The following is a 24,510-nucleotide window of genomic DNA, read 5'->3' as shown; positions in this document are numbered from 1 at the left end:
ATGTGTCTGCTGGCGAGCGTGGCCCTGGTACATCACTTGAGTTTTTCAATTTCTGCCAGCGCAGCATCGAGTTGTGTGTCCTTACCGGCCCTGAAATCATCTACTTTGGTGCGTATCAGCTTGCCAGGTTGTACGCCTACGCCGACAAACGCTTTACCATCGATATAGGTGTCTTTTTTTGTACAGATGCGGGCACTGCCACCGCCGGGCATGCTGATCATCAATGGTTGTCCTGTGCTGCCACCGGTGGGTTCACCGATGATCAGGCCACGCTTCATGCTGTCAAAGGCAACGGCAAAATCTTCAGCGGCGGAAAAGGTTGAGGCGCTTGTCAGGACCATGACTGGGCCGTGATAGGCGCGCTCTGGATCGGGTTGGTTTTTTTCGTCGGCAAAGTCATGCATGGCTTGTCTTTCGCCCCATGCCCGCGTTGTGGGCTTATAGTTACGGGTGGCGGCATGGCTGCTGTCAAAGGGTGGCGTCCCCAGGGTTTGCAATACGCGATAGCCTACGTCGGTATCGCCACCACCGTTTTTCCTTACGTCGAAGATGATCGCCTTTGCCTTGGCAATTTCTGCATAGGCTTTGATGTATTCTTTGGCAGCGGTATTGTCACCAAAAGAGTTGAGTTCAACGTAGGCAACATTATTGGCTAACATGCGCCAGTTGAATGCTGGCCTGGGTGTGGCAAACTTGCGCCGGGTTGCAGTATTGATGCGTTTGATGTCGATGGAGAGGGTCTTGCCCTGCGGGTCTGCTACAAGAATTTTCACTGACGTGTCCAGGTCACCAAGCAACAGAACATAATTATAGAGCCGGACATCCATGTCTTGCGGGGTAGACGCGCTGATATAGGGGGCCACTGTTTTTTGTAAATAGGTTTTGATGTCCTGTCCATCGGCACTCAGTATCTGATGGCCGGGCAAGATACCGCGTTCGCGCAATGCAGGGTCAAGCACATCCGTGATGATGACCTTGTCTTCCATCAATACAGCGCGTAGCGGTACGGTGCCCCACACATCATTGTATAAGGTGGCTGGCGGCATGACATTGGTATGCCCGTCTTGCAGCAAGGCGCACATTTCCATCAGAATCTTGTAATAGTCAGCGGTGTTTTTTGCCGCGCGCACTTTGGGCAGATAACGCAAATAGACGGCGTCCCAGTCCAGATCCAGCAGCTTGTCGGTGTAGACGAAATTATATTTCACTTCAGACCAGAATTTGGACAGGCCAGCTACTCTCTCGTCTTCACTCAATTGTTCAGCATAGGCGCTATCCCACACTGGTGATGACCAAAGGCGCGCTTGCCGGGTGGCTTCTTTCCTGGTCTTGTCGACTGATTTTTGCCAGCGGGGGTCGTCATGCAGGCTGTCAAAATCACTGTCCTTGAGCATGTGATCGACATTCAGGTAACCAGCCCCAATGGCCACATCCAGCCATTTGAAGGCATCCTCTTTCGCCCCGCGCAGGGCATGCAGGCAGGCGATGTCGTACGGTAGAGCAGACGATTCAGGGACAAGTTCATACGCCTTGAGCAGCAATTGCGCGGCATCTGCATAACGTTTATCCAGCCGGGCGACGTCACCTGCCTTGTAGTATTCCCGCGCTTGCTTGAGGGCTGGATCAGTGGCCTTTGTCTGTGCCAGGCTGGCGGATGAAGGAATCATGTTCAAGCTGGCGACGATGAGGCAGCCAAGGATTTTTTTTGCAAAAACGTGCATCACATTGCTTTCAAAGAATGTTGACGGGATTCCTATTGTAAATGAAATGATTTATTGAAAACTAAGCGCTGCGATAAAATGCCTGAAACGAGGTACAGGATGAAAAAGAAGGGGCTGAAATAGCGCTCGTTCGCAAACGCTAGTTTTTAAACTGATTGCGCAATGCATAGAAATCTTCTGCCATTGCAGAAAAGTCCAGAAACCTGGCTTGTTGCCAGATTTCCGGAAAATTTTGTTGGGCTGTGAGGGAGATGAATTCTAATGTGTGTTGAAGGCAGTCACGTAAACTTTTAAATTTCTCACGTATAAGACGCCATTTTTTTACATGCTCAGGTAGCCACTTCAAACCTGTAGTTAATACCCCACCGTCTGCTTCGATTCATGCACCAGTTGTTCAAACATGTCATACCGCATGGTAGAGATGCTGCCGTCTTTGACTGCGGCCAAAATCGCGCAGCCGGGTTCGGTGTGATGGTGGCAGTTGTAGAACTTGCATTGGCCCAGATGAGGTAAAAATTCGGGAAAGGCACGTTCCAGCATGCCTTCGCTGAGGTGGTGCAGACCAAATTCCTGGAAGCCGGGTGAATCGATCACGTAGGAATGCTCATCCATGTGATACAGGCGGGTGAAGGTGGTGGTTGTGTGCTTGCCGGTATCGAGCGCGACCGGTTTCAAACGCGAGCCGTTACAGTTAAGGCATACCACCATAATTATTCATTATTGCCTCGATGCTTCCGTCTGCGATGGATGCATCAATTGCAGCATTAAGATGTCCTAACACATCACTCGCGTCTGGACGTGATTTAGCAATTCCAAAATAATTTTTATCTATCGCTAAAGGTGTCTTCTGTACAGTTAAGTCATTAAAGTCTATTCCTGCCATTTTTGCATTAAACGTCACGGCTGCAACACCACCTGGAATAATTGCAGCATCAATTCGACCTAAAACAAGCTTACGCAAACGGGAAACGCCACTGTTATCTTCGTCCAGATTTACCATCGGAAGTTCTTCAATATACTTTGTACCGTATTTTGACCCTCGGTTTACACCAATGGTCATACCTTTCAAATCGGCCAAACTCGCTGCGACTATGTTTCTTTTCTTTAAGGTGACGATTACCACACGATCAACAAGAACGGCATTTGAGTAACTAAAAAGCATTTCACGCTCAGGTGTCTTGGATAAACTACAAATAACACCTTCGCCTCGCTCCGCCATTTGCACTGCCCGTGCCCAAGGAACCGCAACGATCACAACCTTGTAGCCTGCGCGTCTGCCAATTAACTGTGCAAGTTCGGTGAAATAGCCAACAGGCTTCTCAGCATCATTCAAAAACATCTTAGGTGCATTACTTGTGCCGACGAGCATGGTCAACGTAGGCTCTGCAGCTGACGTCGTTGCACTCAATGCCACAGAAAGGAAAATGAATAAAAAACGTCGTTTTAAAGAATCCATTTTGCTCTCTTGTTGCTAGCTTTGTTGGAGTGAACTGTTGACGCGCTTCGAAGCAAGTATAACCTTTACCGAAATAGATGGTCAAACCAAGTGGAATACCCACAATGCCCTGGCTGTAGCCAGCATAGATGAATTTTTGGTATTTGTTTGCGTCAACGGCATTTCATTCTACTCAAGAAGCAAGTTGCTTGTTAATACCCCACCGTCTGCTTCGATTCATGCACCAGTTGTTCAAACATATCATGCCGCATGGTCGAGATGCTGCCGTCCTTGATGGCGGCCAGGATGGCGCAGCCGGGTTCGGTGTGGTGGTGGCAGTTGTAGAACTTGCACTTGCCCAGATGGGGCAGGAATTCGGGGAAGGCGCGTTCCAGCATGCCTTCGCTGAGGTGGTGCAGACCAAATTCCTGGAAGCCGGGTGAATCGATCACGTAGGAATGCTCATCCATGTGATACAGGCGGGTGAAGGTGGTGGTGTGCTTGCCGGTATCGAGTGCGGCAGAGATTTCGCGGGTGGCGATTTCTGCATCGGGTATCAGCAAATTGATAAGCGATGATTTGCCCATGCCAGACTGGCCGATGAGGATGGTGCTTTGTCCCTGCATCAGTTTGTGCATCAGCAGGCGTGTGCCTTCGGGGTCGGTCTTGGCCGATACTTCATGCACAGGGTAACCCAGGCCAGCATACAGGCCGACGCGTTCGCGTGCCTTGGGCAGGGATGCGGTGACGTCGACCTTGTTCAGGATCAGGTGTGGTTTGATGCCGGATGATTCTGCCGCTACCAGCGCGCGCGATACCAGGTCATCGGTAAAGCTGGGTTCGGTGGCGACCACGATCAGCAATTGCGTCAGGTTAGCGGCCAGCATCTTGGATTTGTACTGATCAGACCGGTACAGCAAAGTCTTGCGCGGGGTGATGGCTTCGATCACGCCCTGGTTTTTGGAGGTCAGCGCATATTCGACAACGTCGCCTACCGAAACATCACTTTTTTTACCACGGGTGACGCAATGCAGTTTGTGTTGCTGGCCGTCGATCTCGGCTTGTACCAGATAATGACGGCCATGCGCGGCAATGACCAGGGCTTGTGCACGTGCCATCAGGAAAAGCTTTGCTCAAAAATCGCGTCGATCTTGGCGGCGCAGATAAAGTCATTTTCTGAAATGCCACCCTTGCCATCATTCACAGTATGCGTGTCAAACTTGATGACGCAGCGGTTAAAAGTGACGACCATTTCCGGGTGGTGGTCTTCCGCATGGATGACATAGGCAATCGCATTGATGAAGGACAGGGTTTCGTAATAATTCTTGAACTGGTAGGTCTTGACGATGCGCGGGCCATCCTGGGTCCAGCCGGGTGTAGCTGCCAGATAGGCGGGCAGGCTGGCTACATCCAGGGCGGTTTCGGTATGCTGCGATTTTTTCGCCAGCAAATCTGTGTTCTTGATCATGGTGTCTCCGTTATTGTGCCGCCAGCAGGTGCTTGATGCGCACCGAGGCAGAAGGATGTGAGTCATAAAACGCCGAATGCAAAGGATCAGGCGTCAGTGTCGATGAATTGTCGTCATACATCTTGACCAGGGCGGTGACCAGGTCACTGGCATTGGTATGTTTGGCGGCAAAGGCATCGGCTTCGAATTCGTGCTTGCGTGAGGTGATGGAACTCAGCGGTGAAAATACAAAGGTAAATACCGGCAGGCTGAGCATGAACAGGATCAGCGCCATCGCATCATTGCGGGCCAGCAGCATGGGGTCGACACCCAGACCGGTGTAAAACCAGACCTGGTCTTTCAAAAAGCCCAGTATCGCCAGAAACACCAGCGACAGCGCAAATATGACAACCATGCGCTTGACGATGTGCTTGAGCTTGAAATGGCCCAGCTCATGCGCGAGGACGGCTTCAATTTCGTTCGGGGCCAGGCGTTCCAGCAAGGTGTCATAAAACACGATGCGCTTGGCACCACCAAAACCGGAAAAATACGCATTGCCGTGGCCGGAGCGTTTCGAGCCATCCATGACAAAGATGCCTTTCAGGGCAAAGCTGACGCGCTTGCTGAGGTTTTCTATGCGTTCACGCACTTCTTCATTGTCCAGCGGCCAGAACTTGTTATACAGCGGCGCAATCACGATAGGGAAGATCAGCATCACCAGCAACTGGAAACCGATAAAGAACACCCAGGCATACAGCCACCACATACTGCCAGCTTTTTCCATCAGACTCAAAATCACCCAGATCAGCGGCAAGCCTAGCGCTGCACTCACCAGGGTATTGGTCAGCATGTCTTTAAAAAACAGGCCCAGGGTCATTTTATTGAAACCAAAGCGTTCTTCCAGCACAAATTGCGAGTAATAACTGAAAGGAAATTCGATGATACCGCTGATGAGGGTAAACGCAATCAGCAGGCTGATCTGGTACAGCATGCCCGGTCCCGTCAGCTTGACCAGGGCCACCGACAGCCATTGCAGCCCGCCAAACAGGGTAAAACCGATCAGCACCGATGCATTCACCATCTGCATCACGATGCCCATCTTGGTCTTGGCAATGGTGTAGTCGGCTGCCTTTTGATGCGACGCCAGACTGATCTTTTCAGCGAACTGTGCAGGCACGGCGGCACGGTTGCGCAGGATATGGCGGATATGGCGGGAAGCCAGCCAGAACTGAAAAACCAGCGTCAATAGCAGGAAGGAAACGAATAAAACCGAAAAAACGACTGAAATCATGGGAAAATGTGACATTCGATAAGTAATAGCTAAGGAAGAATTATGTCACAAGCGACCGACATTCAAACAAACACCACTATTCCGGCCCGCCCTAACGAGTTAAACCTGATCTGGCTGGACATGGAAATGACCGGCCTCGACCCGGACACTGATCGTATCATCGAGGTGGCGATAGTGGTAACTGATTCGCAATTGAATGTATTGGCCGAAGGCCCGGTATTTGCCATCCACCAGTCCGACGAAACCCTGGACAAGATGGATAACTGGAACAAGGGCACCCATGGCCGCTCTGGCCTGATCGACCGCGTCAAAGCCTCTACCGTCACCGAAGCCGATGCCGAAGCCGCTCTGATCGCCTTCCTGAAAGCCTTTGTACCCGCAGGCAAGTCACCCATGTGCGGCAATACCATCTGCCAGGACCGCCGCTTCATGGCACGCGGCATGCCCAAGCTGGAAGCCTTCTTCCATTACCGCAACCTGGATGTATCGACCCTGAAAGAATTGTGCCGCCGCTGGAAGCCAGAACTGGCATCCGGCTTCAAAAAGCACCAAAAGCATACCGCCCTGGCCGATATCCTGGAATCCATCGAAGAGCTGAAATACTACCGCGAGCATTTCATTAAAGAATAAGCTGTATTCACCAAATCTGTTGCAAAAAAGCCAGGCATGCCCTGGCTTTTACTTGCTTGGTGCTTATTTGATAATAAGGGTCTGGTTAATACAGGATCAAACCCGCATAAGGCTTGTTTCTTAAGCTAGCCAACCGGGATTCTAAATCGCCCACATGCAGTTCCAGCTTGTGACCGTCTGGGTCCAGCAAATACAGTGAGTCGCCTTCGCTCTTATTGCTTTTCCAAGGCTGCAACTCGCCAGCGTCTGCCTTTTGCGCAAAAGCGGTATAGGCCTCAGGGCTGACAGAAAACGCAGTATGGGTATATTCAGCGGGGATGTGGGTGCGGCATTCACTATCGACGGATAGGCAAATCCAGTCATCACCGGCCAGCAGATAGGCACCGTTTTGCCATCTGGCGACAGGTTTTAAGCCTAAAACGTCCACATAAAAAGTAAATGAACGTTCCAGGTTGGTGACGGACAGCGTCAGGTGGTTCAAACCCGAAACACCAGGTCCGGGTTTGCCAATATCGGTCATGCTGTCAGGGCAGGGGGAGGCAGGGTAATTAAACGCCCAGCAAATCGACTTCAAATATCAACGTCGCGCCGCCGGGGATGACGCCACCGGCACCGCGCGGGCCATAACCGAGGCTGGAAGGGATGGTCAGCAGGCGGGTGCCGCCGACTTTCATGCCTTGCACGCCTTCATCCCAGCCTTTGATCACATGGCCAGCGCCCAGCGGGAAAGAAAACGGTTGACCGCGGTCTTTGCTGGAATCGAATTTTTTGCCTGCGCTGCCATCAGGGTTTTGCAACCAGCCCGTGTAATGGACATCGACATGTTGACCTGCTTGCGCTTCTGCGCCTTCGCCGACGACTTTGTCTTCATATTGCAGGCCGCTGACTGTTGTGATTGTGCTCATTGTTTTTCCTCGGTGAGACGTTGTAGTTATGCGTATTAAAACGCCTGTCATTTTAGGTTTTCAGGTGCAGGCTGAATGGGTTTTTTCTGCTACCCTGTTTTTTTTGGTCTGGAAAGTGTTGGCTGCCCGCAGCGTGCTACTGTCATTTCAGGCGAAAACTATTGTCGCATAGAAATAGTTTGCTGCGATAGGTGGGTCATAACTGAGCCCCAAGCCAGGTAATTCCTTCATCAAAAAAAGCTGGCGCAATTGTAGAGCAAAAGTTTCTTGCATGGTGGATGGCGATACAATTGTTGGGTGTTGTTACTACTGCTTACTGCTTTTTACTACTGCTCCTGACCACTAGCCCTTACTATTAATTTGTACCGGTTTTTGGTCAGTTTTTCTTTGCGGCAACTAGGCGCAGCTTGATTTTACGCAAAATTAGCGAAAAATCTGAAAAACAATGAAAGGAAAGCCCTTTCCTTAATGTCAAGCGCTGTAAAATGCCTATTCAATTTAATTTTTCGCGGTGTCTTCTTTCATGCGTAGTCGTTTTTTGTGGTCGTCTCTGGCGTTTTCTTTACTTTCCAGTGTTGCAGCATCCTCAGTCCAGGCCAATGTCGTCGTGGTATTGAATTCACGTGATGCGACGGTGAGCCTGCTTGACCAGACAAGCTATAAAGAAATCAGCACCTTTCCTGTAGGCAAGGAACCGCATCACCTGATGGCCACGCCGGACAACAAGTCCCTGATCGTGGCGAATGCAGTCGGTAATGAGCTGGTGTTTCTTGACCCTAAAACCGGGCAGATACAACGCCGTATGAAAGACATTGCCGACCCTTACCAGATCGGCTTTTCACCTGACCAGAAATGGTTCGTGTCGAATTCCTTGCGTCTGGACCGTGTCGATTTTTATAAATACGATGGCCAGGACATGAAACTGGTGCAGCGCGTACCCCTGGGCAAGTTGCCCAGCCATATGGCATTTGATGCCGCCAGCACCACCGTCTTTATTACCCAGCAGGGCAGCGACCAGGTGTCGGCCATTGATCTGGCAACCCAGAAAGTCAAGTGGACTATCCCCGTCGGCAAATTGCCAGCGGGTATATCCATGACGCCGGATGATAAATACCTGTTGGTTGGTATCATGGGCAGCAATTATGTCGAAGTCATCGACTGGCGCACCCAAAAAACCGTCAAGAAAATCAAGGCAGGCGAGGGCACGCATAATTTCCGCGCCCTGGGTGACAAGCGTCATACCTTTGTCTCTAACCGCACATCCAACGAAATCAATATCCTTGACCAGCAGACCCTGGAAATGGTCGGTAACATACAAGTACCGGGCGGACCGGATTGCATGGAAGTCAGCGATGACGGCAAAACCCTGTGGACCACACTGCGCTGGATCAAAAAGGTGGCCGTGATTGATATTCCATCCCGCAAGGTGATCAAGATGATACCGGTAGGGCGTTCCCCACATGGTGTGTACTTTGCCAACCGTTCTGGCAATATGTAAATTGTCGCTGCGCACGAACCTGGCCCTGGTGGCCATGCTGGCCTTGCCCGCAATTGCCACTAATGCCACTAATGACACCACTGGCACCAATGCAGGCAACTGCAAGGGCACGATCTACCTGACGTTTGATACTGGCAGCCAGTCGCAGGCGGAGCTGATTGCTGCCACCCTGCGTCGCCATCACATCAAGGCGACTTTTTTTTTGGCGAATGAAAAAACCGTACAGGGCGATTATTCCCTCGACATGAGTTGGTCACCGTACTGGAAAAACCTGGCAGAAGAAGGCCATGCCTTTGGCACCCATACTTTCGACCATGTTTACGTGGTGGGTGATTTGCCCGATGGGCGCATCGCCGTCAAACCGCAATTTGGTGTACAGGCCGGGCAGACCCTGCAATGGACGGCACAAGAATATTGCCAGGAACTACGCCGTGTCGATCAGCGTTTTTTAGCACTGACCGGCAAAAAGCTTGATCCCTTATGGCGTGCGCCGGGTGGCAAGCTGACCCCCGCGCTGCTGAAAGCCGGCCAGGCTTGCGGCTACCAGCATGTGGGCTGGGCACCGGCTGGTTTTTCCGGGGACGAACTGTCAAGTGAGAAATATAGCAACCCCATGCTGCTCAAGCGGGCGCTGGACCAGCTCAGGGATGGCGATATTTTTGTCGCACACATGGGCATCTGGTCACGCAAACAGCCCTGGGCACCAGAAAACCTGGAACCGCTGATTAAAGGGCTTGAGCAAAAAGCCTTTTGTTTTGCTACCCTACGTGAGCATCCTGCTTACCGTAATTTAAATCAATCGAAAAAATAATGACTATTTCCGATCTGTTCACAAATCTGCAAGCCTGGATTTTTGAAACGATAGTGCAGCCCCTGATGTTTTATCTGGATCTGGGTGAGTTTGTTGAAGATTCTTTCGAGGGGGTCGAATGGTTCATTCTTGGTGTCTTGCAACTGATCATATTGTTTATCGTGCTGCGCCCGCTGGAATCATGGATACCCGTGCATGAAATCAAGAACCGCTATGCCCGCTGGAATGATTTCATCTATACCGCCTTGCACCGGCTGGGGGCGTTTTCTATTCTGATTTTTTTCGTGCTGGACCCCTTGCTGGACAGCGCAACTGCGGTGTTGCATCTGCAAGGTGTGAATCCCTTCAATCTGGAAAACATCTGGCCGGACATGCTGCAATATCCGGTCTTGCTGTTTTTTGTGTACCTGTTCGTACTCGATTTTTTTGATTACTGGTATCACCGCGCCGAACATCAGTTTAACTGGTCGTGGGCCTTGCACAGCCTGCACCACAGCCAGCGTGACATGAATTTGTGGAGCGACAACCGCAACCACCTGCTGGACGATTTCATCCGCGATATCTATATGGGCGTGATCGCCCTGGTCATCGGCGTTGAACCTGGCCAATATGTCATGCTGGTGATGGCATCGCAGATGCTGCAAAGCCTGCAGCATGCCAATGTGCGCATCCATTTTGGCCGCATCGGTGAATACCTGCTGGTATCGCCGCGTTATCACCGTACCCACCATGCCATAGGCATAGGCCATGAAACCCGTGGCAAGGGGACGCTGGGCGGGCATAATTTTGCGGTATTGTTCCCGGTCTGGGATGTCTTGTTTCGCACCGCCCTGTTCAGCAAGGAATTTGCCATGACCGGCATCCGCGACCAGTTGCCAGCACCAGAAGGCAATAGCCGCAACTACGGCGAAGGTTTCTGGTCACAACAGTGGCTGGGTTTAAAGCGCATGACGGGGTTTGACAAGGAGCAAAAACAATGAACATGACATCCATCATGCGTGCCTGGGGCAGGGCAGTGGCAGGGCAATTGCATTACCGCATGCTCTTGCTGACCTTTATCCCGTTTATTGCAGCCTTGCTGCTGTGGGGCGCAGCCATGTGGTGGGGCATGCAAAGTCTGATGGATTTTCTGCAGACCTGGTTTGGTGAGCACAATGCTTTTCAGGCTGCCGGCAGCGTACTCAATATGCTGGGCCTGATCGCCTTCAAGACCATGGTGGTGCCATTGGTGGCGATGTGGGTCTTGCTGCCGCTGATGATCTTCACTTCCCTGGTCTGCATCGCCCTGTTTGCCATGCCCGCCATCAGCCAGCATGTGGGCAGCCGGCATTACCCGGCACTGGAACAAAAAAACGGCGGCAGCCTGTTGGGTAGTTTGCTGCATTCATTTTCATCTTTCGGCATTTTTGCCCTGATCTGGCTGCTGACCTTGCCGCTGACCCTGATACCGCCTGTCAGTCTTATCCTGCAGCCATTTTTGTGGGGCTGGCTGACCTACCGCGTCATGGTGTACGATGCCCTGGCACTGCATGCCGATATCGATGAACGGGATGCACTGTTGAAACAGCATCGCCCTTCATTGCTGGCGATAGGCATTGTCGCCGGTCTGTTTGGTGCAGGGCCGGGTTTGCTGTGGCTGGGCGGCGTTTTATCCGTGTTGTTTTTGCCTGTCATCGCCGCAGTGGCAATCTGGATTTATGTGCTGGTGTTTGTCTTCACCGGTTTATGGTTCCAGTATTATTGCCTGGATGCGCTGCAGGTACAACGCCAACAACAGGAACAACCACAGGAGCAACCCGCAGCCTGAGTCGCTGTCACCCGCCGGATCGAAAATGGCGCACAATAGAGGCTTCAAGCATAAGAAGGGGAGTGGATTGTGGCGATAGGTTTGATCATAGTCGGGGATGAAATTTTATCCGGCAAACGCGAAGACAAGCATATGTCCAAGGTCATTGCCCTGCTCAAGGCACGCGGCATGCAACTGGACTGGGTAGAATACATAGGCGATAACCGCGAGCGCATTACGGCCACCCTGAAACGCAGTTTTGCCAGCGGTGACATCGTGTTTTCCACCGGCGGCATTGGTGCCACGCCAGATGACCATACGCGCCAGTGTGCAGCGGCTGCGCTGGATTTGCCGATAGTCCTGCACCCCGAAGCCAAGCTCCTGATACAGGAACGCATCATCGACATCGCCAAAGAAAAAGGCGAGGTCGCCGACCTGAATACCCCGGATCACCAGCATAGGCTGAAGATGGGTGAATTCCCGCAGGGGGCGACCATCATCCCCAATCCCTTCAACAAGATCGCCGGTTTTTCGATACACAATCATTTCTTTGTGCCTGGCTTCCCTGTCATGGCCTGGCCCATGCTGGAATGGGTGCTGGATACCCATTTTTCTCATTTGTTCCACCAACATGCGCAATTTGAAAAGTCGGTGCTGGTGTATGAAATTGCCGAGTCCGTACTGACACCCCTGATGGAAGAGCTGGAAGCCACCTATGCCGGCATCAAGGTCTTCAGCCTGCCCAGCGTCGGCAGTGCCACTGAACGCCGCCATATAGAACTGGGCGTCAAGGGTAGCCAGCAAGAGGTGGCAGTTGCCTATGACTCCATGCTCAAAGGCTTGCAGACGCTGACATCTGACTATATCCCTACGCCACAAAAACATGCGGAAGATTAAATTCACCCTGTTCAATCTGCGTGATCTGCTGGTCGCCTTTGGCCCGGTCACGCTGATGGTGGTGATCGTCTGCGGTGTCGGTTACTGGCTGGTGGACCCGGCTCCATCGCGTGTCATCGATATGTCTACCGGTCAGGCCAATGGCGCGTATGAGCGTTTTGCCAAACGCTATGCACAAGAGCTGGCCAAGAACCAGGTCGAATTACGCCAGCAATCCTCGATGGGGTCGGAAGAAAACCTGACACGTATCAGCGACCCTGATTCCGAGGTTGAAGTCGGTTTTGTCCGCAGTGGTTCCACCGATGAAGCACAGGCGCAGGAGCGTGGCCTGATTTCTTTGGGCAGCCTGTTTTATGAACCGATCTGGGTGTTTTATCGCAATCCCAAAGAAGTCACCACCATTAGCCAGTTCAAGGGCAAGAACGTGAATGTCGGCCCCGACGGTACCGGCGTTGCCCGCCTGTTTGACCAGATATTAGATGTCAACGGCATGAGCACAGCTGATGTCAGCATACAAAAACTGGCCGATACACCAGGGACGGTCGCCTTGCTGGATGGCACAGTCGATGTGCTGATCTTCAGTTCTGCCAGCGATTCACCGCTGGTGCAAATGCTGTTGCAGACGCCCGGCATACGCCTGTTTGATTTTGTCCAGGCCGAAGCCTATACCCGGCGCTTTCCGTTTTTGTCGCATGTGGTGCTACCGCGCGGCATCGTCGATATAGGCCGCGACATCCCGGCTCGCGACTACCACCTGATCGCACCCACTGCCACCCTGGTCGCCCATGAAAGCCTGCACCCCGCCATGATCAGCTTGCTGTTGCAGGCTGCACGGCGCATACATAGCGGGGCAGACTGGTTCAGCAAGCAGGGCGAATTTCCATCGGATAAATACACCGAAATTCCGGTGGCAAGAGAAGCCGAAAAATTCTATAAAAACGGCCCACCCGTGTTGCAGCGTTACCTGACATTCTGGGTCGCCAATTTCTTTGAACGCATGTGGGTAGTACTGGTGGCACTCGGTGCCCTGTTCCTGCCCTTGTCCAAAATCATTCCGCCCCTGTATGTATGGCGCATACGCTCACGCATCTACCGCTGGTATGGTCAATTGCGACTGGTCGAACAATCGATAGAAAGCGTAGCCCCGGCAGAATTGCAGGCCGTGGCCACTGCGCAATTACGTCACCTTGATGAAATCGAAGAAAAGGTCAACCGCATCACCATACCGCTGTCGTATGCCGAAGAACTGTATGGCCTGCGCAGCCATATCAACTTCGTGCGCGCACGGGTAGAGGCGATGCTGAAAGCAGGGGCGGTGCCGGCAGCGTCTTGATGGAAGGAATTCCATTGTTTTACTTCCTTCTATCCTCTACTCTACTCCATGCAAAACCGTTTCCTGACTGAGGTTCTTGGCAACCGTAACAATTGCGCTATTCTAGAGCGTTGGGATGCCCTGGCACTTGCCGATGGCTGGTTAGTCGCCGGATGTTTGTTCCAGACCATCTGGAACAAACAGGCTGGCCGCGCGCCAGAAGCGGACATCAAGGACTATGACCTGTTTTATTACGATGCCAGTGATCTGAGCGAGGCAGCAGAACAAAACGTGCAGGCGCGTGTCGACGAGGTGCTGGGCGATCTGGGAATTACGGTCGAAGCATGCAACCAGGCGCGCGTGCATCTCTGGTATGCATCTTACTTTGGCCATCCTTATGATGCACTGGCGTGCGCTCGCGATGGTATCGACCGTTTCCTTATCCCCGCCACCTGTGTTGGCATACGCCCGAATGCTATCTATGCGCCAAACGGTCTGGCCCTGCTGTACGACGGCATCCTGACGATGAATCCCCTGACGCCTTACCGCGATCTGTTTGAGAAAAAGGTCGCGTCCTATCAAAGCCGCTGGCCGTGGTTGAGGATAGATCCGGCTGAGATAGTCAGTTAGCACACCGCCTTCTGATCACCTGTGTCCGTATTTCTTGCTGGGGCTGATGCTTGGAAAAATTCTTATTGCGTCTGTAACGGTTTTGGTGTTGCAAATATAAAATACAATATGTTGTCGACAGAAGGCATGCAAGCGTGGACGCCTTCAGTACCAAGCAATCAAATCAGGCATACAGACTGGCACAATGAATAAGCGCAGAAAACTTCTAAAACAACTAGCCGCTTCAATTCCCGTATGGATTTTGACCAGGCGTGGCTATGCCACTGACAAGAAAGTTCCGCAAGACTTCTTCCGTGAGCGAACTCTCGGCGTGGTGAATGACGTGCAAAAGTCGGCGGACGGGATCGAATGCCGGATTGATCATATGCGCTTGCGCATCAGCTTTGTAACGGACCAGATTGTCCGGATAACTGCCACGCAAAACCGGGATTGGTCAAAGGCGGCAAGTTTGATGCGCGCCGACATCAAGGACAAGCCGGGGGTAATCCGGACCAGCGATGATGGCAAGACGTATGCGCTTCACTCGCCCAAGATGAGCGTGAAACTGGATCGCACAACCGGCGCCATATCTTTTTGGGGGGCAGATGGGAAGCTTCTGCTGGAAGAGGCCAAGGTGTCGCCGCGCGCGTTCGAGAAAGTGGCCATTGTCAAGTCTGTGCCCGACCCCGCGACGGTGAAGACTGTCAAAACGGTCGACGGCGAGCGGCAGGTCGCAGACACCTACGTGCAGAAAATTGACCGCGATGCATGGAAGGCAACAGCAGGTTTTAAGTTCCGCGACAACGAAGCGCTCTATGGACTTGGCTTCGACGAAACCGACGACCTGAACCTGCGGGGCAAGAGCAAGCGGCTCTATCAGCACAACCTGCGAATTGTCGTGCCTTTCGTGGTCTCGACGCGCGGATACGGCCTGCTGTTCGATACCTACAGTGTGCTCACATTCGCCGATGGCAGGGAGGGAACCTCGTTTACCAGCAACGCGGTGGACGATCTAGACTACTACTTTGTCCAGGGTCCTTCCATGGACGGCGCGATCGCCGGTTATCGTCGATTGACGGGGGCCGCCAGCATGTTGCCGAAATGGGCTTACGGCTACATGCAATCGAAGGAACGTTACGTCACGCAGGACGAAGTGCTTGCTACGACAATGCAGTTCCGTGACCGTAACATCCCGCTCGACGTGATCGTCCAGGATTGGAATTACTGGATGTCAAATCGCTGGGGCAGCTTTGTCCCCGATGCGACGAGATACCCGGATATCGCGGCAATGACGAAGGCGGTTCATGATATGAACGCGCGCGTGATGATCTCGATCTGGCCAAATCCGAGTCCGCTTGATCCGCCGGGCAAGGCATTCAAGGACAATGGTTACACCCTCCCGGGCACTGACTATGTCGATTTTTTCCAGCGCAAGGCCGGTGATCTGTATTTCGACAATGTCTGGAACTATCTCGGGCGCCACGGTATCGACGCATGGTGGTGTGATTCGACCGAACCGGAGGTGGCCGATTGGTCGGGCAGCAAGCGTCCGCAGAATGCCGATGACGTCAATATACAAGCGCTGGCCAAGCTGATGGATGCACAATTACTGAACGCTTATGCACTGGTCGATTCGCAGAGTCTTTACCGCAACTGGCGAAAGCGTGTGCCAAACCAGCGCCTGGTAAATCTGACGCGCTCCGGGTATGCGGGCAGTCAGGCCGTGGGCGCGGTGGTGTGGACCGGCGACATTTCCGCAAAGTGGCCGGTGCTGGCCCAGCAGGTGGTCGCGCTCCAGAGCTTCAGCGCATCCGGCACACCTTATGTCACGTTCGACATTGGCGCTTTCTTCGTCAAGCGCAAAGACCGGTGGTTCTGGGACGGCGACTATGAGGGCGGCGTGGCTGACCTGGGTTATCGCGAGCTGTATACGCGCTGGCTTCAATTGGGCGTGTTTCTTCCGATGTGCCGTAGTCATGGTGCGGATACTCCGCGTGAACCATGGCATTTCGGTGAGCCTGGCACGCCGTTCTACGACGCCATTCTAGAGTCGATTCATTTGCGATACCGACTCCTGCCGCATATCTATTCGCGGGCCGGGCTGGTGTATCTGAATGGCGCGTCGTTCATCCGTCCGGTGGCGTTCGTCTTCCCTGACGATCTTCGTACCCATGATCTCAAGACGCAGATGCTGTTTGGCGACAGCGTGATGCTTAGTCCCGTGCTCGCACCTATGTACTACGCGGCGCGGTCGGCGCCGATTGAAACGGCGGCCAGGACGCGCGAGGTCTATTTGCCGAAAGGAATATGGATCGACTTTTGGACCGGCCAGGCGCTCGGCGGAGGCCAAACAATCATCGCGGACGCCCCCCTCGCGCGCATGCCCATTCATGTACGGGCCGGTAGCGTGATCCCGATGGGGCCGGTCATGCGCTACGCATCGGAAATTGTCGACGCGCCGATTGAACTGCGGGTGTATCCCGGTGCCGATGGCGAATACATCTACTACGAAGACGCCGGCGATGGATGGGGGTATGAGCATGGCGAGTACACCTTGACGCACATGCGGTGGAATGACGCGTCGAGGAAGCTGACGATCGGCCGGCGGCAGGGCGGTTTTCCGGGGATGAAGGAACGGCGCGAATTCCAGGTTGTGGTGGTCAATGCCAGCGCTGGCCGTGGCCTCTACCGTGCCAACCAGGCGACCAATATTGTCATCAACGATGGCCGGGCGGCGACGGTTGCCACTGGCCGGCGCTAAGTTCGGGCCTGCCATTTTTTTACCAATACCCCACTATCTTGAAAGTATACGATGATTATTGCTTCCGCCTGCGGTACTTTGTTGTATCGAATCGCGCTAGCTGCGCTGCCCTCGTTATTGTGTGCCCACCGGTGATGCCATTTGCGACGGCGGTGGTGTTCAATATCCGATAATGCCGTAGGTCTCAGGCGGTGAGTGCACGCTCGGTCAAAGGACTTAGAACGACCGGCGTGACGTGTACGCGCGCTGTGAATGCAAATTTTCAATTCAAAAAGGGACACAATATGCTCGATCGTCGCACCGCGCTTAAAACATTGCTCACCCTTTATGTCACAAGTGACCAGGCTACGGCCGCAGATGCAACTGCGGATCAGGTCACAACACCGCTTGGGCGGGACCGGGCTGCCACGGGCGTCGACGTCATGGATATGGTGTTCAGGAATCCGGGCGAAAACGATGCTGCAACACGCTATGTTGACCCTGTATTCCTGACTGAGCGGCAGTTCGATGCGCAAGTGATCGAACACGCGATTGAGGGCGTGCCGACGTTTTCGACCTTCGACCCCAGCATCATGCCGGCCGGGAGCCCGCAGTCACAACTTGCGGCGCAGTTGCAATCGGAGATCGGCGCCAAGATCGACGCCGCCAAACAGAGCGGCCTGAAGGTGTACGCATGGTGTCAGTTTGTGATTCTGCCGCAGGCGTTGCTTAAGAAATATGGCACCGAAATGGTTGACGAACGCGGGCGCCTGGATGTGCGTCGTCCCATGACTCAGAATATTTTGAAAGTCTTTATCGCAGAATTATTCGCCGCCTTCCCCCGTCTTGATGGCCTGGTCATACGCACCGGCGAAGTCTATCTGCACGATCTGCCCTACCACGATTCCGGCCTTCCCAAAGGCGCCGCGCGCGACGCAATTCAGTCAGCCACCGCCATCACCCACGGCGAATCGAGCCATGTGGCACTCATCAACTTGCTGCGCGACGAAGTTTGCGTCAAGTCCAATCGCACTGTCTATTACCGCACTTGGGACTTTGGACATAATTTTCACAACAATCCGAAATACTATCTGGACGTGACGGACGCCATCGACCCGCATCCGCAGCTGATTTTTTCGATCAAACATCAAAGTGGTGATTTCCATCGCCTCACGCCATTCAATCCTTCCTTGGCGACCGGGCGCCACCGTCAAGCGATCGAAGTTCAGTGCCAGCTTGAGGCCTACGGAAAAGGAGCGCATCCTTACTACGTTGCCCAAGGTGTGATCGAGGGCTGGGAAGAATATGCATGGCTGATGCCTGCGGGCGCAGCCCGCTGCCTGCAGGATGTGATCCGCGACCCGCGCATCAAGACTGTCTGGACCTGGTCACGCGGCGGTGGCTGGGCCGGGCCAGTGATTCAAGACGAACTGTGGTGCGATCTGAATGCCTACGTCATTATGAACTACGCGCGCGATCCGGCGCAATCGGAAGCCGTGCATTTCGAACGATACGGCCGCGACATCCTGAAGTTGTCGGATGCCGATACGCGGCTGTTGCGACAAGCATGTCTGTTGTCGGCCCGCGCCGTGCTGAGAGGGCAGCTTAGCAATTTGGGAGTGAATATCGATGTCTGGTGGTGTCGCGACAACACCATGTCTGAACCACAATTGCGTGACATTGTTTCCAAGGGTTTGAGCGAGGCCGCCATCGTCGAAAAGCAGGAGGCCCTCGGTATGTGGCGCGAGATTGAATTGTTAATGTCACAGATCCGCTTCGCCACACCGGAACGTCAGTCGTTCGCCCGCATCTCCGCCAGCTATGGCCGCATCAAGTATGCGATTTTCGCCGCGGCATGGACGACCCTGTTGCTCGATCAGGAAGGTAAAATTCATGGTGGCCAGCACCGACAGCGCATTCGCAAGGCGATCGAGGACTACGATCGGCTGTGGAAAGAGTTTGACGCCCTGAAGGCACTGCCGCTTTGCCCAACGCTGCCTGCGCCTGTTGCGCGCGGCGGAACAGCGGGGCTCGGCGCTGCGATGGACAGGCTCAGGTCGGCTTAGGTAACCTGACTTTTCTTACTTCCCTTTTAAAACCTTGACTATCGTTTCGTCTGAGAACACGTTCTGAGACAGCAATCAGCTATCAAACCATGGTTTTTCGCCGGGAGACGACTGCTCAGCCCGAGGAGAGAGCAACTCTTTATCAAGGTCAATTGCGCCGCTATCCCCGAGACCTTGTTCGAATCATAGTTGTTCGGCTACGAGCGTGGCGCCTTCACCGTGGCTTCGAGTGCGCACGCCGGCTTGTTCGAGCAAGCCGATGGCGGCACGATTTTCTTCATGAGATCGGCGAGTTGCCGCTATCGATGTAAGCGAAGCTATTGCGGACCTTACAGGAAGGTCCGATCACGCGGCTGGGCGCCAAGCAGGAGCGCGTGACCGACGCACGGCTGGTGGCGGCCGCCAACCGCGACCTGCAACGGGAGGTGGAAGCGGGCACCTTCCACGAAGACCTGTTTTACCGACTGAACGTGATACCCATCCGTCTGCCGCCGCTGTGCGAGCGCCGGCCGGATATCCATGAACTTGTCATCCATTTTCTCAGCCGGTTCAATCAGGCCAATCAGCGCAACGTCAACCTGAGATTGGGGCTTGGCCGCCGTTGGCCAGATGCCAGGCACGATGATGGAGTTGTCCAAGGGCACGTTCGCGATCACCAGTGCCGACCACTACATGGCCAACGGGGATTGGGTCGCGATCACCCTGGAGTTTGCTGGCGATGCCGATGGCATGAAGCTCAAGCAACCCGGCGTGGACCTGATTCGCGTTGCGGGTAGCCAGATTGTCGAAGCCCGACTGTTCTCCAGCGACCAAAAGCAAGAGGACGCTTTCTGGGGACAGTGAACTTCCGCTGTTACGCGGTGAATCCCAGCCGTGCTTTTGCGGGAGTGGCTCCTGGCCCATTAAGTGGGGTCGCGTTCGGCGCCCGCGATGCGCTCAGTTTGAAGATCGCAACAGCGTTGGACAAGTGGTCTGCCTGGCTATGCAACTCCTGAGCCGCCGCCGCTGCTTCACTTACCAGGGTGGCGTTTTGCTGGGTGGTCTGGTCCAAGCTGGTTACCGCCTGGTGTATCTGCTGTATGCCCGACGCCTGCTCCTCCCCCGCATTGCTGATCTCGCCGATGATGTCGGCCACGCGTTTCGTACTGGCCACGATTTCTTTCATCGTCTCGCCCGCTTGGTCAACCAGTCTGGAACCGGCGTCAACCCGCTCAACCGAACTGTTGATCAGCAGCTTGATCTCCTTCGCGGCGGCGGCGGAGCGCTGCGCAAGATTGCGCACCTCGGAAGCCACCACGGCGAAGCCACGGCCATTCTCGCCGGCCCGCGCCGCCTCCACCGCCGCGTTCAAGGCAAGGATATTCGTCTGGAAGGCGATACCATCAATCACCCCTATGATATCCACGATTTTTTTTGCCGAGTCGTTGATAGCCTGCATGGTGTTGACCGCTTCGGACACGACGTTCCCGCCCTTGGCGGCCACATCGGAGGCGGATGCGGCCAGCCGGTTCGCCTGTATGGCATTGTCAGCGTTTTGACGGACGCTGGAATTGAATTGCTCCACGGTCGCGGCCGTCTCCTCCAGTGCGCTCGCCTGCTGCTCCGTGCGGGAAGACAAGTCGTCATTTCCATTGTTCACGTCCGATGCCGCGCCGCGGATCACCTCCACCGAGGTTTGAATATTGCTCACGAGCCCCTGCAGCCGGCGCTGCATGTCGGACATCGCGCGCAACACGTCCGATGCCTCATCCGCTCCCGACGTATCAAGCCGGGAAGTCAGGTCGCCGGTCGCCATCGCAGCCGCCGCGCTGGCCGCGCCGCTCATCCTGACGACTGCTCTGGTGGTCGTCCTCCAGGTGACAAAACCGGCGATACCCAGCGTCAGGGCCGCAAGCAGGCCCACAGCAAGCAGGATGGACCGCCGCTGACTGCTCAGATCCAGCGCCTGCTGCTCCTCCCATTTTTGCATCGCAGACACTTTTTGCTGCAGCGTTTTCTCGAACTGGACGTAATCGACGAGCGTCGCGGTCACCGAGGCGATGATGCCGTTCCAGTTTTCGGCGGTAACCGCGGTGATCCCAGGCCCCATACCCTTCTGATAATAGGCTTCATACAAGGTCTTCAGCGCTGCCAGGTCCTTCGCGTGGGGGTTGCTGGGCTCGACCCGATCAATCTGCGCCCAAAGCCGTTTGTTTTCGTCCATCACGGATTGAATGGCGGCGGTATGCAGCGACAGTGGATGGGTGTGATATTTATGCACCTCCAGCTCGGGATCGTGCATGAAGGATGCAAGCAAATGGAAACGCAGGTCTTTGGTATTCGCGTCGATTTGGCGCAATGGCAGGGCGGTTTCCAGATAGGTGGCGTTCACCGTCTTGAGCGCGGCATCATACTGGCTAATAATCAGCGACAATGCTAGCGTGAACCCTGCCGCTATCGTCAACAATGTGACAAGCAGTAATCTGCCTAGTAGTTTGATTTTCACGGGATAGTCCTTAAGGATCGTATCGTTAATTTATTCTACGCTGATACCAAGCAAATTTAATTTTTTATATCCCGCCTGTCTCATTTGAGCCAAGTGCATGAATTTTCGTTACGACGGGGGTTGCTCCTTGCGTGTAGAACTTTCCTTACGTCAATCCTTGCACGGCTGCGGGGATGCCGCACGAACGACCTGTGCATGTGGGCCACCCGCCATTGCTTGTGTTAGCGCTGCCTCCTGAATAGAGATCAAGGCATACGTCAACATGGCCCTCATGTCAACGTACGCCCAAGCGCAAGGATGGCTGCTGAGGTGGATCACCATGCATCGCTCGTTTCGAGCAGATAGCGTGTTATCGATACCGCCGCGGTAGTCGTGGTCAGTCTGATTGACGCGAGCGCATCCGCTGAAAAATCCGCAGCCCCCCGCGCTACGGCAGCGCTCGATTTTTCTTGTAGACATTGGAATCCCGGCGCACTATATAGTTTCTCGGTGATCGATCGCGGAGGTCAGATTGGCAAACAATATACCGCCAACGCTCAAGCCGTTGGGCCCGCTTGTCGCTCTTGCGGGAGCACTCGGGCTAGCCCTGCTGTGGTATTTCGTTATTTGGCTCAGCGGGTACGCCGGCCAGTACCCGCGCCTGGAAAGCGCAACCTTGCATGCTGCGCTTGAAGCGGGGGGCTCGGTGATAGCGATGATGGTTGCCTACTTGCTGCTCCGCCTTGAAGCGGCCGGTGAAGGCAGCAGCTATAATCTCCTCATCGCCACAGCCTTGCTCGGAATGGGATGCCTGGACGGCTTCCATTCGATGGCTGCCGCTGGCAACTTGTTCGTTTGGTTGCACAGCAGCGCAACCGCGTTCGGCGGTCTGCTGTTTGCCCTGATATTGCTGCCGATTTCCGCGAGGAATCCTCATCTCAGACACTGCCCATCCATTGTGTTGCTGGTGGCAGTCCTGTATGGCGGATGGTCGTTGGTCTTTCAGGACCTTCTTCCCTCGATGATAATATCGGGAAAATTTACGCCTGCCGCCACCATATTGAACGTCGGTGGTGGCCTATGCATGTTGTTGACGGCGGCAAAACTATTCCTGACCTATCGGGAAATGCGTAAGGTCGCCGATTTGCTTTTTTGTCTTCAGTGCATGTTGCTCGGTTCCGCTGCAATTATGTTCGACCGCTCCAGCCTGTGGGACTTGCCCTGGTGGATGTGGCATGGATTGCGCTTTGCCGGTTACGCTTTGGCACTGTGGTTGGCGATTAGCACCGCGCGCACGATCAACAACCATATGTTATGCCTCCAGGACACACTGGAAAGGCAGGTGGTGGAGCGCACCCACGAGCTTCAAGTTTCAAGCGTGCAGTTGCAGATGACATTGGACGAGTTGCAACAGACGCTGGATCACCTGCGCCTGACCCAACGCCAATTGGTGCAATCCGAAAAATTGGCGGCGCTTGGATCCATCCTGTCGGCGGTGGCGCATGAAATCAACACGCCGATCGGCAATTGCCTTGTCGTTGCCAGCACCTTGGACAATACGATCAGCGAGTTCGAGGAGCGGCTGATGGCCGGGAAGCTACATCGTGCCCAGCTGGACAAGTACCTGGAGACGTCGCACGTCGCGATGGAGTTGATGCAGCGGGGCTTGCATCGGGCCGCAGATCTGGTGACCCGATTTAAATTGGTGGCAGTGAATCGCGCGACCTATCAACGCCGCCCGTTCGACCTGAGGAAACTCGTCACGGAGCTCGTCGCGCGAACGCAGACCACCTTAGGCACCACACCTTATCGATTCGAGCTGGATATGCCGGTCGAGCTGCATATGGACAGCTATCCGGAGTTGATCGAGCAAGGCCTCACACACCTGATCGACAATTCCCTGAAGCATGGGTTTGACCACCTTGATCACGGCGTCATCCGATTTCTGGCCGGAGTGCAGGGCGACAGCGTTCGATTGATCTATGGCGACGACGGTTGCGGCATGCCGGCTGTGGTGATGGATCGCGTATTTGATCCATTTTTCACCACGAAGTTTGGCCAGGGAAGCAACGGACTGGGCATGTACATTTGCTATAACTTAGTAACCGGGTCACTGGGGGGCAGCATCGAGGTTTCCAGCGAACCCGGGCTTGGCACGACGTTTACACTCACGCTGCCGCTCGTGGCTTAGCCATCAGACAACGGTTGTTCAAATGGTCTGCGGCGGAAAAAAATCAGCCCTGAGCGTACATCCTCATAATAGAATTTCTCGAAAAAAACTCAATAAATATGCTTAATTCAGAAAACTAATCCTATCCACTAACCGATTTTATGTCGCTTTTCTGTATATTTATGCCCTTCGTCGACAGAAGGATACAAATAGTTGTTGATGGTGCTAATTGATTCTCATCCCCAATCGTCGCGAACATAGTGCAGATTGACGTCGTGGTTTGAGCAGATGAGTCCCGGCCATATGGCGCAGTCGCTGTGCAGATGCTTGTGCTACAAGCTTACGATTTTCTGAGCAGCAAAGCTTAGAAGCTATTCGAGATCTTATTGTAAACAAAAAGAATATTGCGTAAACTTGGGTAATGAGAAAAACCTACCCAAGCGATATCAGTAGAGAACAGTTTGCGAAGATAGAAGATCTTCTGCTGAGCGCACGCAAGAAAACCAAGCCGCGCCAAGTGGATTTATATGATGTGTTTTGCGCGGTATTGTACGTGTTAAAAAGCGGCTGCCAGTGGGACATGATACCGAGCGACTTTCCCCCCAAAAGTACGGTGTACACGTACTTCAAGCAATGGAAAGAGAAGCCGTTGGGAAGTGAGTTAAGCCTGCTGGAGCAGGCATTAAAAAAATCAGGTTGGCGCGGCCCGTATCAAACATGGTCGGAGC

21 protein-coding genes and 3 pseudogenes are annotated in these 24,510 nt (G+C 53.9%); 15 read left to right on the top strand and 9 right to left on the bottom strand.

The window, feature by feature from the left end:
* Positions 1-32 precede the first annotated feature (32 nt).
* From ACO0LM_RS23520 to ACO0LM_RS23495, 6 genes and pseudogenes are all read right to left on the bottom strand, one after another.
* Positions 33-1,721 carry a S41 family peptidase gene (locus tag ACO0LM_RS23520; RefSeq protein WP_423040493.1) on the bottom strand — a complete coding sequence of 563 codons (1,689 nt, stop codon included), beginning with the start codon at positions 1,719-1,721 and terminating at the stop codon, positions 33-35.
* 354 nt (positions 1,722-2,075) lie between these two features.
* Positions 2,076-2,384 (bottom strand): annotated as a pseudogene (gene rsgA, locus ACO0LM_RS23515) (GTPase RsgA); the annotation flags it as partial.
* 28 nt (positions 2,385-2,412) lie between these two features.
* Positions 2,413-3,177, bottom strand: coding sequence for a substrate-binding periplasmic protein (locus ACO0LM_RS23510; RefSeq protein WP_423040491.1), 765 nt, complete (start codon positions 3,175-3,177; stop codon positions 2,413-2,415).
* 191 nt (positions 3,178-3,368) lie between these two features.
* On the bottom strand, positions 3,369-4,274 hold the full coding sequence (gene rsgA / locus ACO0LM_RS23505) for a ribosome small subunit-dependent GTPase A (RefSeq protein WP_423040489.1): 906 nt from the start codon (positions 4,272-4,274) through the stop codon (positions 3,369-3,371).
* Positions 4,274-4,624, bottom strand: coding sequence for a 4a-hydroxytetrahydrobiopterin dehydratase (locus ACO0LM_RS23500; protein WP_423040487.1), 351 nt, complete (start codon positions 4,622-4,624; stop codon positions 4,274-4,276). Before ACO0LM_RS23500 ends, rsgA (ACO0LM_RS23505) begins: the two co-directional genes overlap by 1 nt.
* Before the next feature lie 10 nt (positions 4,625-4,634).
* A complete protein-coding gene (locus tag ACO0LM_RS23495; RefSeq protein ID WP_423040485.1) occupies positions 4,635-5,894 on the bottom strand; it encodes a M48 family metallopeptidase in 1,260 nt (419 codons plus the stop codon).
* A 42-nt stretch (positions 5,895-5,936) separates the two neighbouring features.
* On the opposite strand from ACO0LM_RS23495, the gene orn reads away from it, so the two are divergent.
* On the top strand, positions 5,937-6,524 hold the full coding sequence (orn, locus tag ACO0LM_RS23490) for an oligoribonuclease (RefSeq protein ID WP_422984896.1): 588 nt from the start codon (positions 5,937-5,939) through the stop codon (positions 6,522-6,524).
* Between the two features lie 85 nt (positions 6,525-6,609).
* Here orn and ACO0LM_RS23485 read toward each other — a convergent pair whose 3' ends face one another.
* Together ACO0LM_RS23485 and ACO0LM_RS23480 are read right to left on the bottom strand one after the other, a co-directional pair.
* Positions 6,610-7,044 (bottom strand): fosfomycin resistance glutathione transferase, encoded by a 435-nt coding sequence (locus ACO0LM_RS23485; protein WP_423040483.1) that lies wholly within the window; start codon positions 7,042-7,044, stop codon positions 6,610-6,612.
* 28 nt (positions 7,045-7,072) lie between these two features.
* Entirely contained in the window at positions 7,073-7,429 is a 357-nt protein-coding gene (locus ACO0LM_RS23480; protein ID WP_422984892.1) for an FKBP-type peptidyl-prolyl cis-trans isomerase, read from the bottom strand.
* Between the two features lie 523 nt (positions 7,430-7,952).
* On the opposite strand from ACO0LM_RS23480, the gene ACO0LM_RS23475 reads away from it, so the two are divergent.
* The 12 genes and pseudogenes from ACO0LM_RS23475 (at position 7,953) to ACO0LM_RS23420 (ending at position 19,991) form a co-directional block, all read left to right on the top strand.
* Positions 7,953-8,927: a cytochrome D1 domain-containing protein gene (locus ACO0LM_RS23475; RefSeq protein WP_422984890.1), complete on the top strand. Its 975-nt coding sequence runs from the start codon at positions 7,953-7,955 to the stop codon at positions 8,925-8,927.
* Positions 8,928-8,961: 34 nt separating this feature from the next.
* Positions 8,962-9,738: a polysaccharide deacetylase family protein gene (locus ACO0LM_RS23470; protein ID WP_423040610.1), complete on the top strand. Its 777-nt coding sequence runs from the start codon at positions 8,962-8,964 to the stop codon at positions 9,736-9,738.
* Entirely contained in the window at positions 9,738-10,718 is a 981-nt protein-coding gene (locus ACO0LM_RS23465) for a sterol desaturase family protein (RefSeq protein ID WP_423040481.1), read from the top strand. Before ACO0LM_RS23470 ends, ACO0LM_RS23465 begins: the two co-directional genes overlap by 1 nt.
* On the top strand, positions 10,715-11,545 hold the full coding sequence (locus tag ACO0LM_RS23460; RefSeq protein WP_423040479.1) for an EI24 domain-containing protein: 831 nt from the start codon (positions 10,715-10,717) through the stop codon (positions 11,543-11,545). The genes ACO0LM_RS23465 and ACO0LM_RS23460 overlap by 4 nt, the downstream gene beginning before the upstream one ends.
* Before the next feature lie 69 nt (positions 11,546-11,614).
* A complete protein-coding gene (locus ACO0LM_RS23455) occupies positions 11,615-12,421 on the top strand; it encodes a competence/damage-inducible protein A (protein WP_423040477.1) in 807 nt (268 codons plus the stop codon).
* Positions 12,408-13,754 (top strand): TAXI family TRAP transporter solute-binding subunit, encoded by a 1,347-nt coding sequence (locus ACO0LM_RS23450; RefSeq protein WP_423040475.1) that lies wholly within the window; start codon positions 12,408-12,410, stop codon positions 13,752-13,754. Before ACO0LM_RS23455 ends, ACO0LM_RS23450 begins: the two co-directional genes overlap by 14 nt.
* A 48-nt stretch (positions 13,755-13,802) precedes the next feature.
* Positions 13,803-14,363 (top strand): nucleotidyltransferase family protein, encoded by a 561-nt coding sequence (locus tag ACO0LM_RS23445; RefSeq protein ID WP_423040473.1) that lies wholly within the window; start codon positions 13,803-13,805, stop codon positions 14,361-14,363.
* A 184-nt stretch (positions 14,364-14,547) separates the two neighbouring features.
* On the top strand, positions 14,548-17,103 hold the full coding sequence (locus ACO0LM_RS23440) for a TIM-barrel domain-containing protein (RefSeq protein WP_423040471.1): 2,556 nt from the start codon (positions 14,548-14,550) through the stop codon (positions 17,101-17,103).
* A gap of 284 nt (positions 17,104-17,387) precedes the next feature.
* Complete coding sequence (locus ACO0LM_RS23435) at positions 17,388-19,148, top strand: hypothetical protein (RefSeq protein WP_423040469.1); 1,761 nt, start codon at positions 17,388-17,390, stop codon at positions 19,146-19,148.
* A gap of 219 nt (positions 19,149-19,367) precedes the next feature.
* Positions 19,368-19,526: a hypothetical protein gene (locus tag ACO0LM_RS23430; RefSeq protein WP_423040608.1), complete on the top strand. Its 159-nt coding sequence runs from the start codon at positions 19,368-19,370 to the stop codon at positions 19,524-19,526.
* A pseudogene (locus ACO0LM_RS23425) lies at positions 19,493-19,570 on the top strand (hypothetical protein); the annotation flags it as partial. The gene ACO0LM_RS23430 and the pseudogene ACO0LM_RS23425, both read left to right, overlap by 34 nt.
* Positions 19,571-19,769: 199 nt before the next feature.
* A complete protein-coding gene (locus ACO0LM_RS23420) occupies positions 19,770-19,991 on the top strand; it encodes a hypothetical protein (RefSeq protein ID WP_423040618.1) in 222 nt (73 codons plus the stop codon).
* A 10-nt stretch (positions 19,992-20,001) separates the two neighbouring features.
* Here the strand turns inward: ACO0LM_RS23420 and ACO0LM_RS23415 are convergent, their stop codons facing one another.
* On the bottom strand, positions 20,002-21,633 hold the full coding sequence (locus ACO0LM_RS23415) for a methyl-accepting chemotaxis protein (protein WP_423040467.1): 1,632 nt from the start codon (positions 21,631-21,633) through the stop codon (positions 20,002-20,004).
* 511 nt (positions 21,634-22,144) lie between these two features.
* On the opposite strand from ACO0LM_RS23415, the gene ACO0LM_RS23410 reads away from it, so the two are divergent.
* Both ACO0LM_RS23410 and ACO0LM_RS23405 read left to right on the top strand, forming a co-directional pair.
* Complete coding sequence (locus ACO0LM_RS23410; RefSeq protein ID WP_423040465.1) at positions 22,145-23,803, top strand: ATP-binding protein; 1,659 nt, start codon at positions 22,145-22,147, stop codon at positions 23,801-23,803.
* Positions 23,804-24,203: 400 nt separating this feature from the next.
* A pseudogene (locus tag ACO0LM_RS23405) lies at positions 24,204-24,510 on the top strand (transposase); the annotation flags it as partial.

It is taken from the genome of Undibacterium sp. Di26W, from assembly GCF_049340265.1.
Taxonomy (GTDB): Bacteria; Pseudomonadota; Gammaproteobacteria; order Burkholderiales; family Burkholderiaceae_D; genus Undibacterium.
Note: the sequence above shows the minus strand (reverse complement) of the source record. Positions and strands in the feature narration are given on the sequence as shown.

Excerpts from the sequence above, each read along its gene's own strand:
- ACO0LM_RS23520 (WP_423040493.1), bottom strand. The coding sequence starts at position 1,721 with ATGCACGTTTTTGCAAAAAAAATCCTTGGCTGCCTCATCGTCGCCAGC.
- ACO0LM_RS23510 (WP_423040491.1), bottom strand. The coding sequence starts at position 3,177 with ATGGATTCTTTAAAACGACGTTTTTTATTCATTTTCCTTTCTGTGGCA.
- rsgA (WP_423040489.1), bottom strand. The coding sequence starts at position 4,274 with ATGGCACGTGCACAAGCCCTGGTCATTGCCGCGCATGGCCGTCATTAT.
- ACO0LM_RS23500 (WP_423040487.1), bottom strand. The coding sequence starts at position 4,624 with ATGATCAAGAACACAGATTTGCTGGCGAAAAAATCGCAGCATACCGAA.
- ACO0LM_RS23495 (WP_423040485.1), bottom strand. The coding sequence starts at position 5,894 with ATGATTTCAGTCGTTTTTTCGGTTTTATTCGTTTCCTTCCTGCTATTG.
- orn (WP_422984896.1), top strand. The coding sequence starts at position 5,937 with ATGTCACAAGCGACCGACATTCAAACAAACACCACTATTCCGGCCCGC.
- ACO0LM_RS23485 (WP_423040483.1), bottom strand. The coding sequence starts at position 7,044 with ATGACCGATATTGGCAAACCCGGACCTGGTGTTTCGGGTTTGAACCAC.
- ACO0LM_RS23480 (WP_422984892.1), bottom strand. The coding sequence starts at position 7,429 with ATGAGCACAATCACAACAGTCAGCGGCCTGCAATATGAAGACAAAGTC.
- ACO0LM_RS23475 (WP_422984890.1), top strand. The coding sequence starts at position 7,953 with ATGCGTAGTCGTTTTTTGTGGTCGTCTCTGGCGTTTTCTTTACTTTCC.
- ACO0LM_RS23470 (WP_423040610.1), top strand. The coding sequence starts at position 8,962 with ATGCTGGCCTTGCCCGCAATTGCCACTAATGCCACTAATGACACCACT.
- ACO0LM_RS23465 (WP_423040481.1), top strand. The coding sequence starts at position 9,738 with ATGACTATTTCCGATCTGTTCACAAATCTGCAAGCCTGGATTTTTGAA.
- ACO0LM_RS23460 (WP_423040479.1), top strand. The coding sequence starts at position 10,715 with ATGAACATGACATCCATCATGCGTGCCTGGGGCAGGGCAGTGGCAGGG.
- ACO0LM_RS23450 (WP_423040475.1), top strand. The coding sequence starts at position 12,408 with ATGCGGAAGATTAAATTCACCCTGTTCAATCTGCGTGATCTGCTGGTC.
- ACO0LM_RS23445 (WP_423040473.1), top strand. The coding sequence starts at position 13,803 with ATGCAAAACCGTTTCCTGACTGAGGTTCTTGGCAACCGTAACAATTGC.
- ACO0LM_RS23440 (WP_423040471.1), top strand. The coding sequence starts at position 14,548 with ATGAATAAGCGCAGAAAACTTCTAAAACAACTAGCCGCTTCAATTCCC.
- ACO0LM_RS23435 (WP_423040469.1), top strand. The coding sequence starts at position 17,388 with ATGCTCGATCGTCGCACCGCGCTTAAAACATTGCTCACCCTTTATGTC.
- ACO0LM_RS23420 (WP_423040618.1), top strand. The coding sequence starts at position 19,770 with ATGATGGAGTTGTCCAAGGGCACGTTCGCGATCACCAGTGCCGACCAC.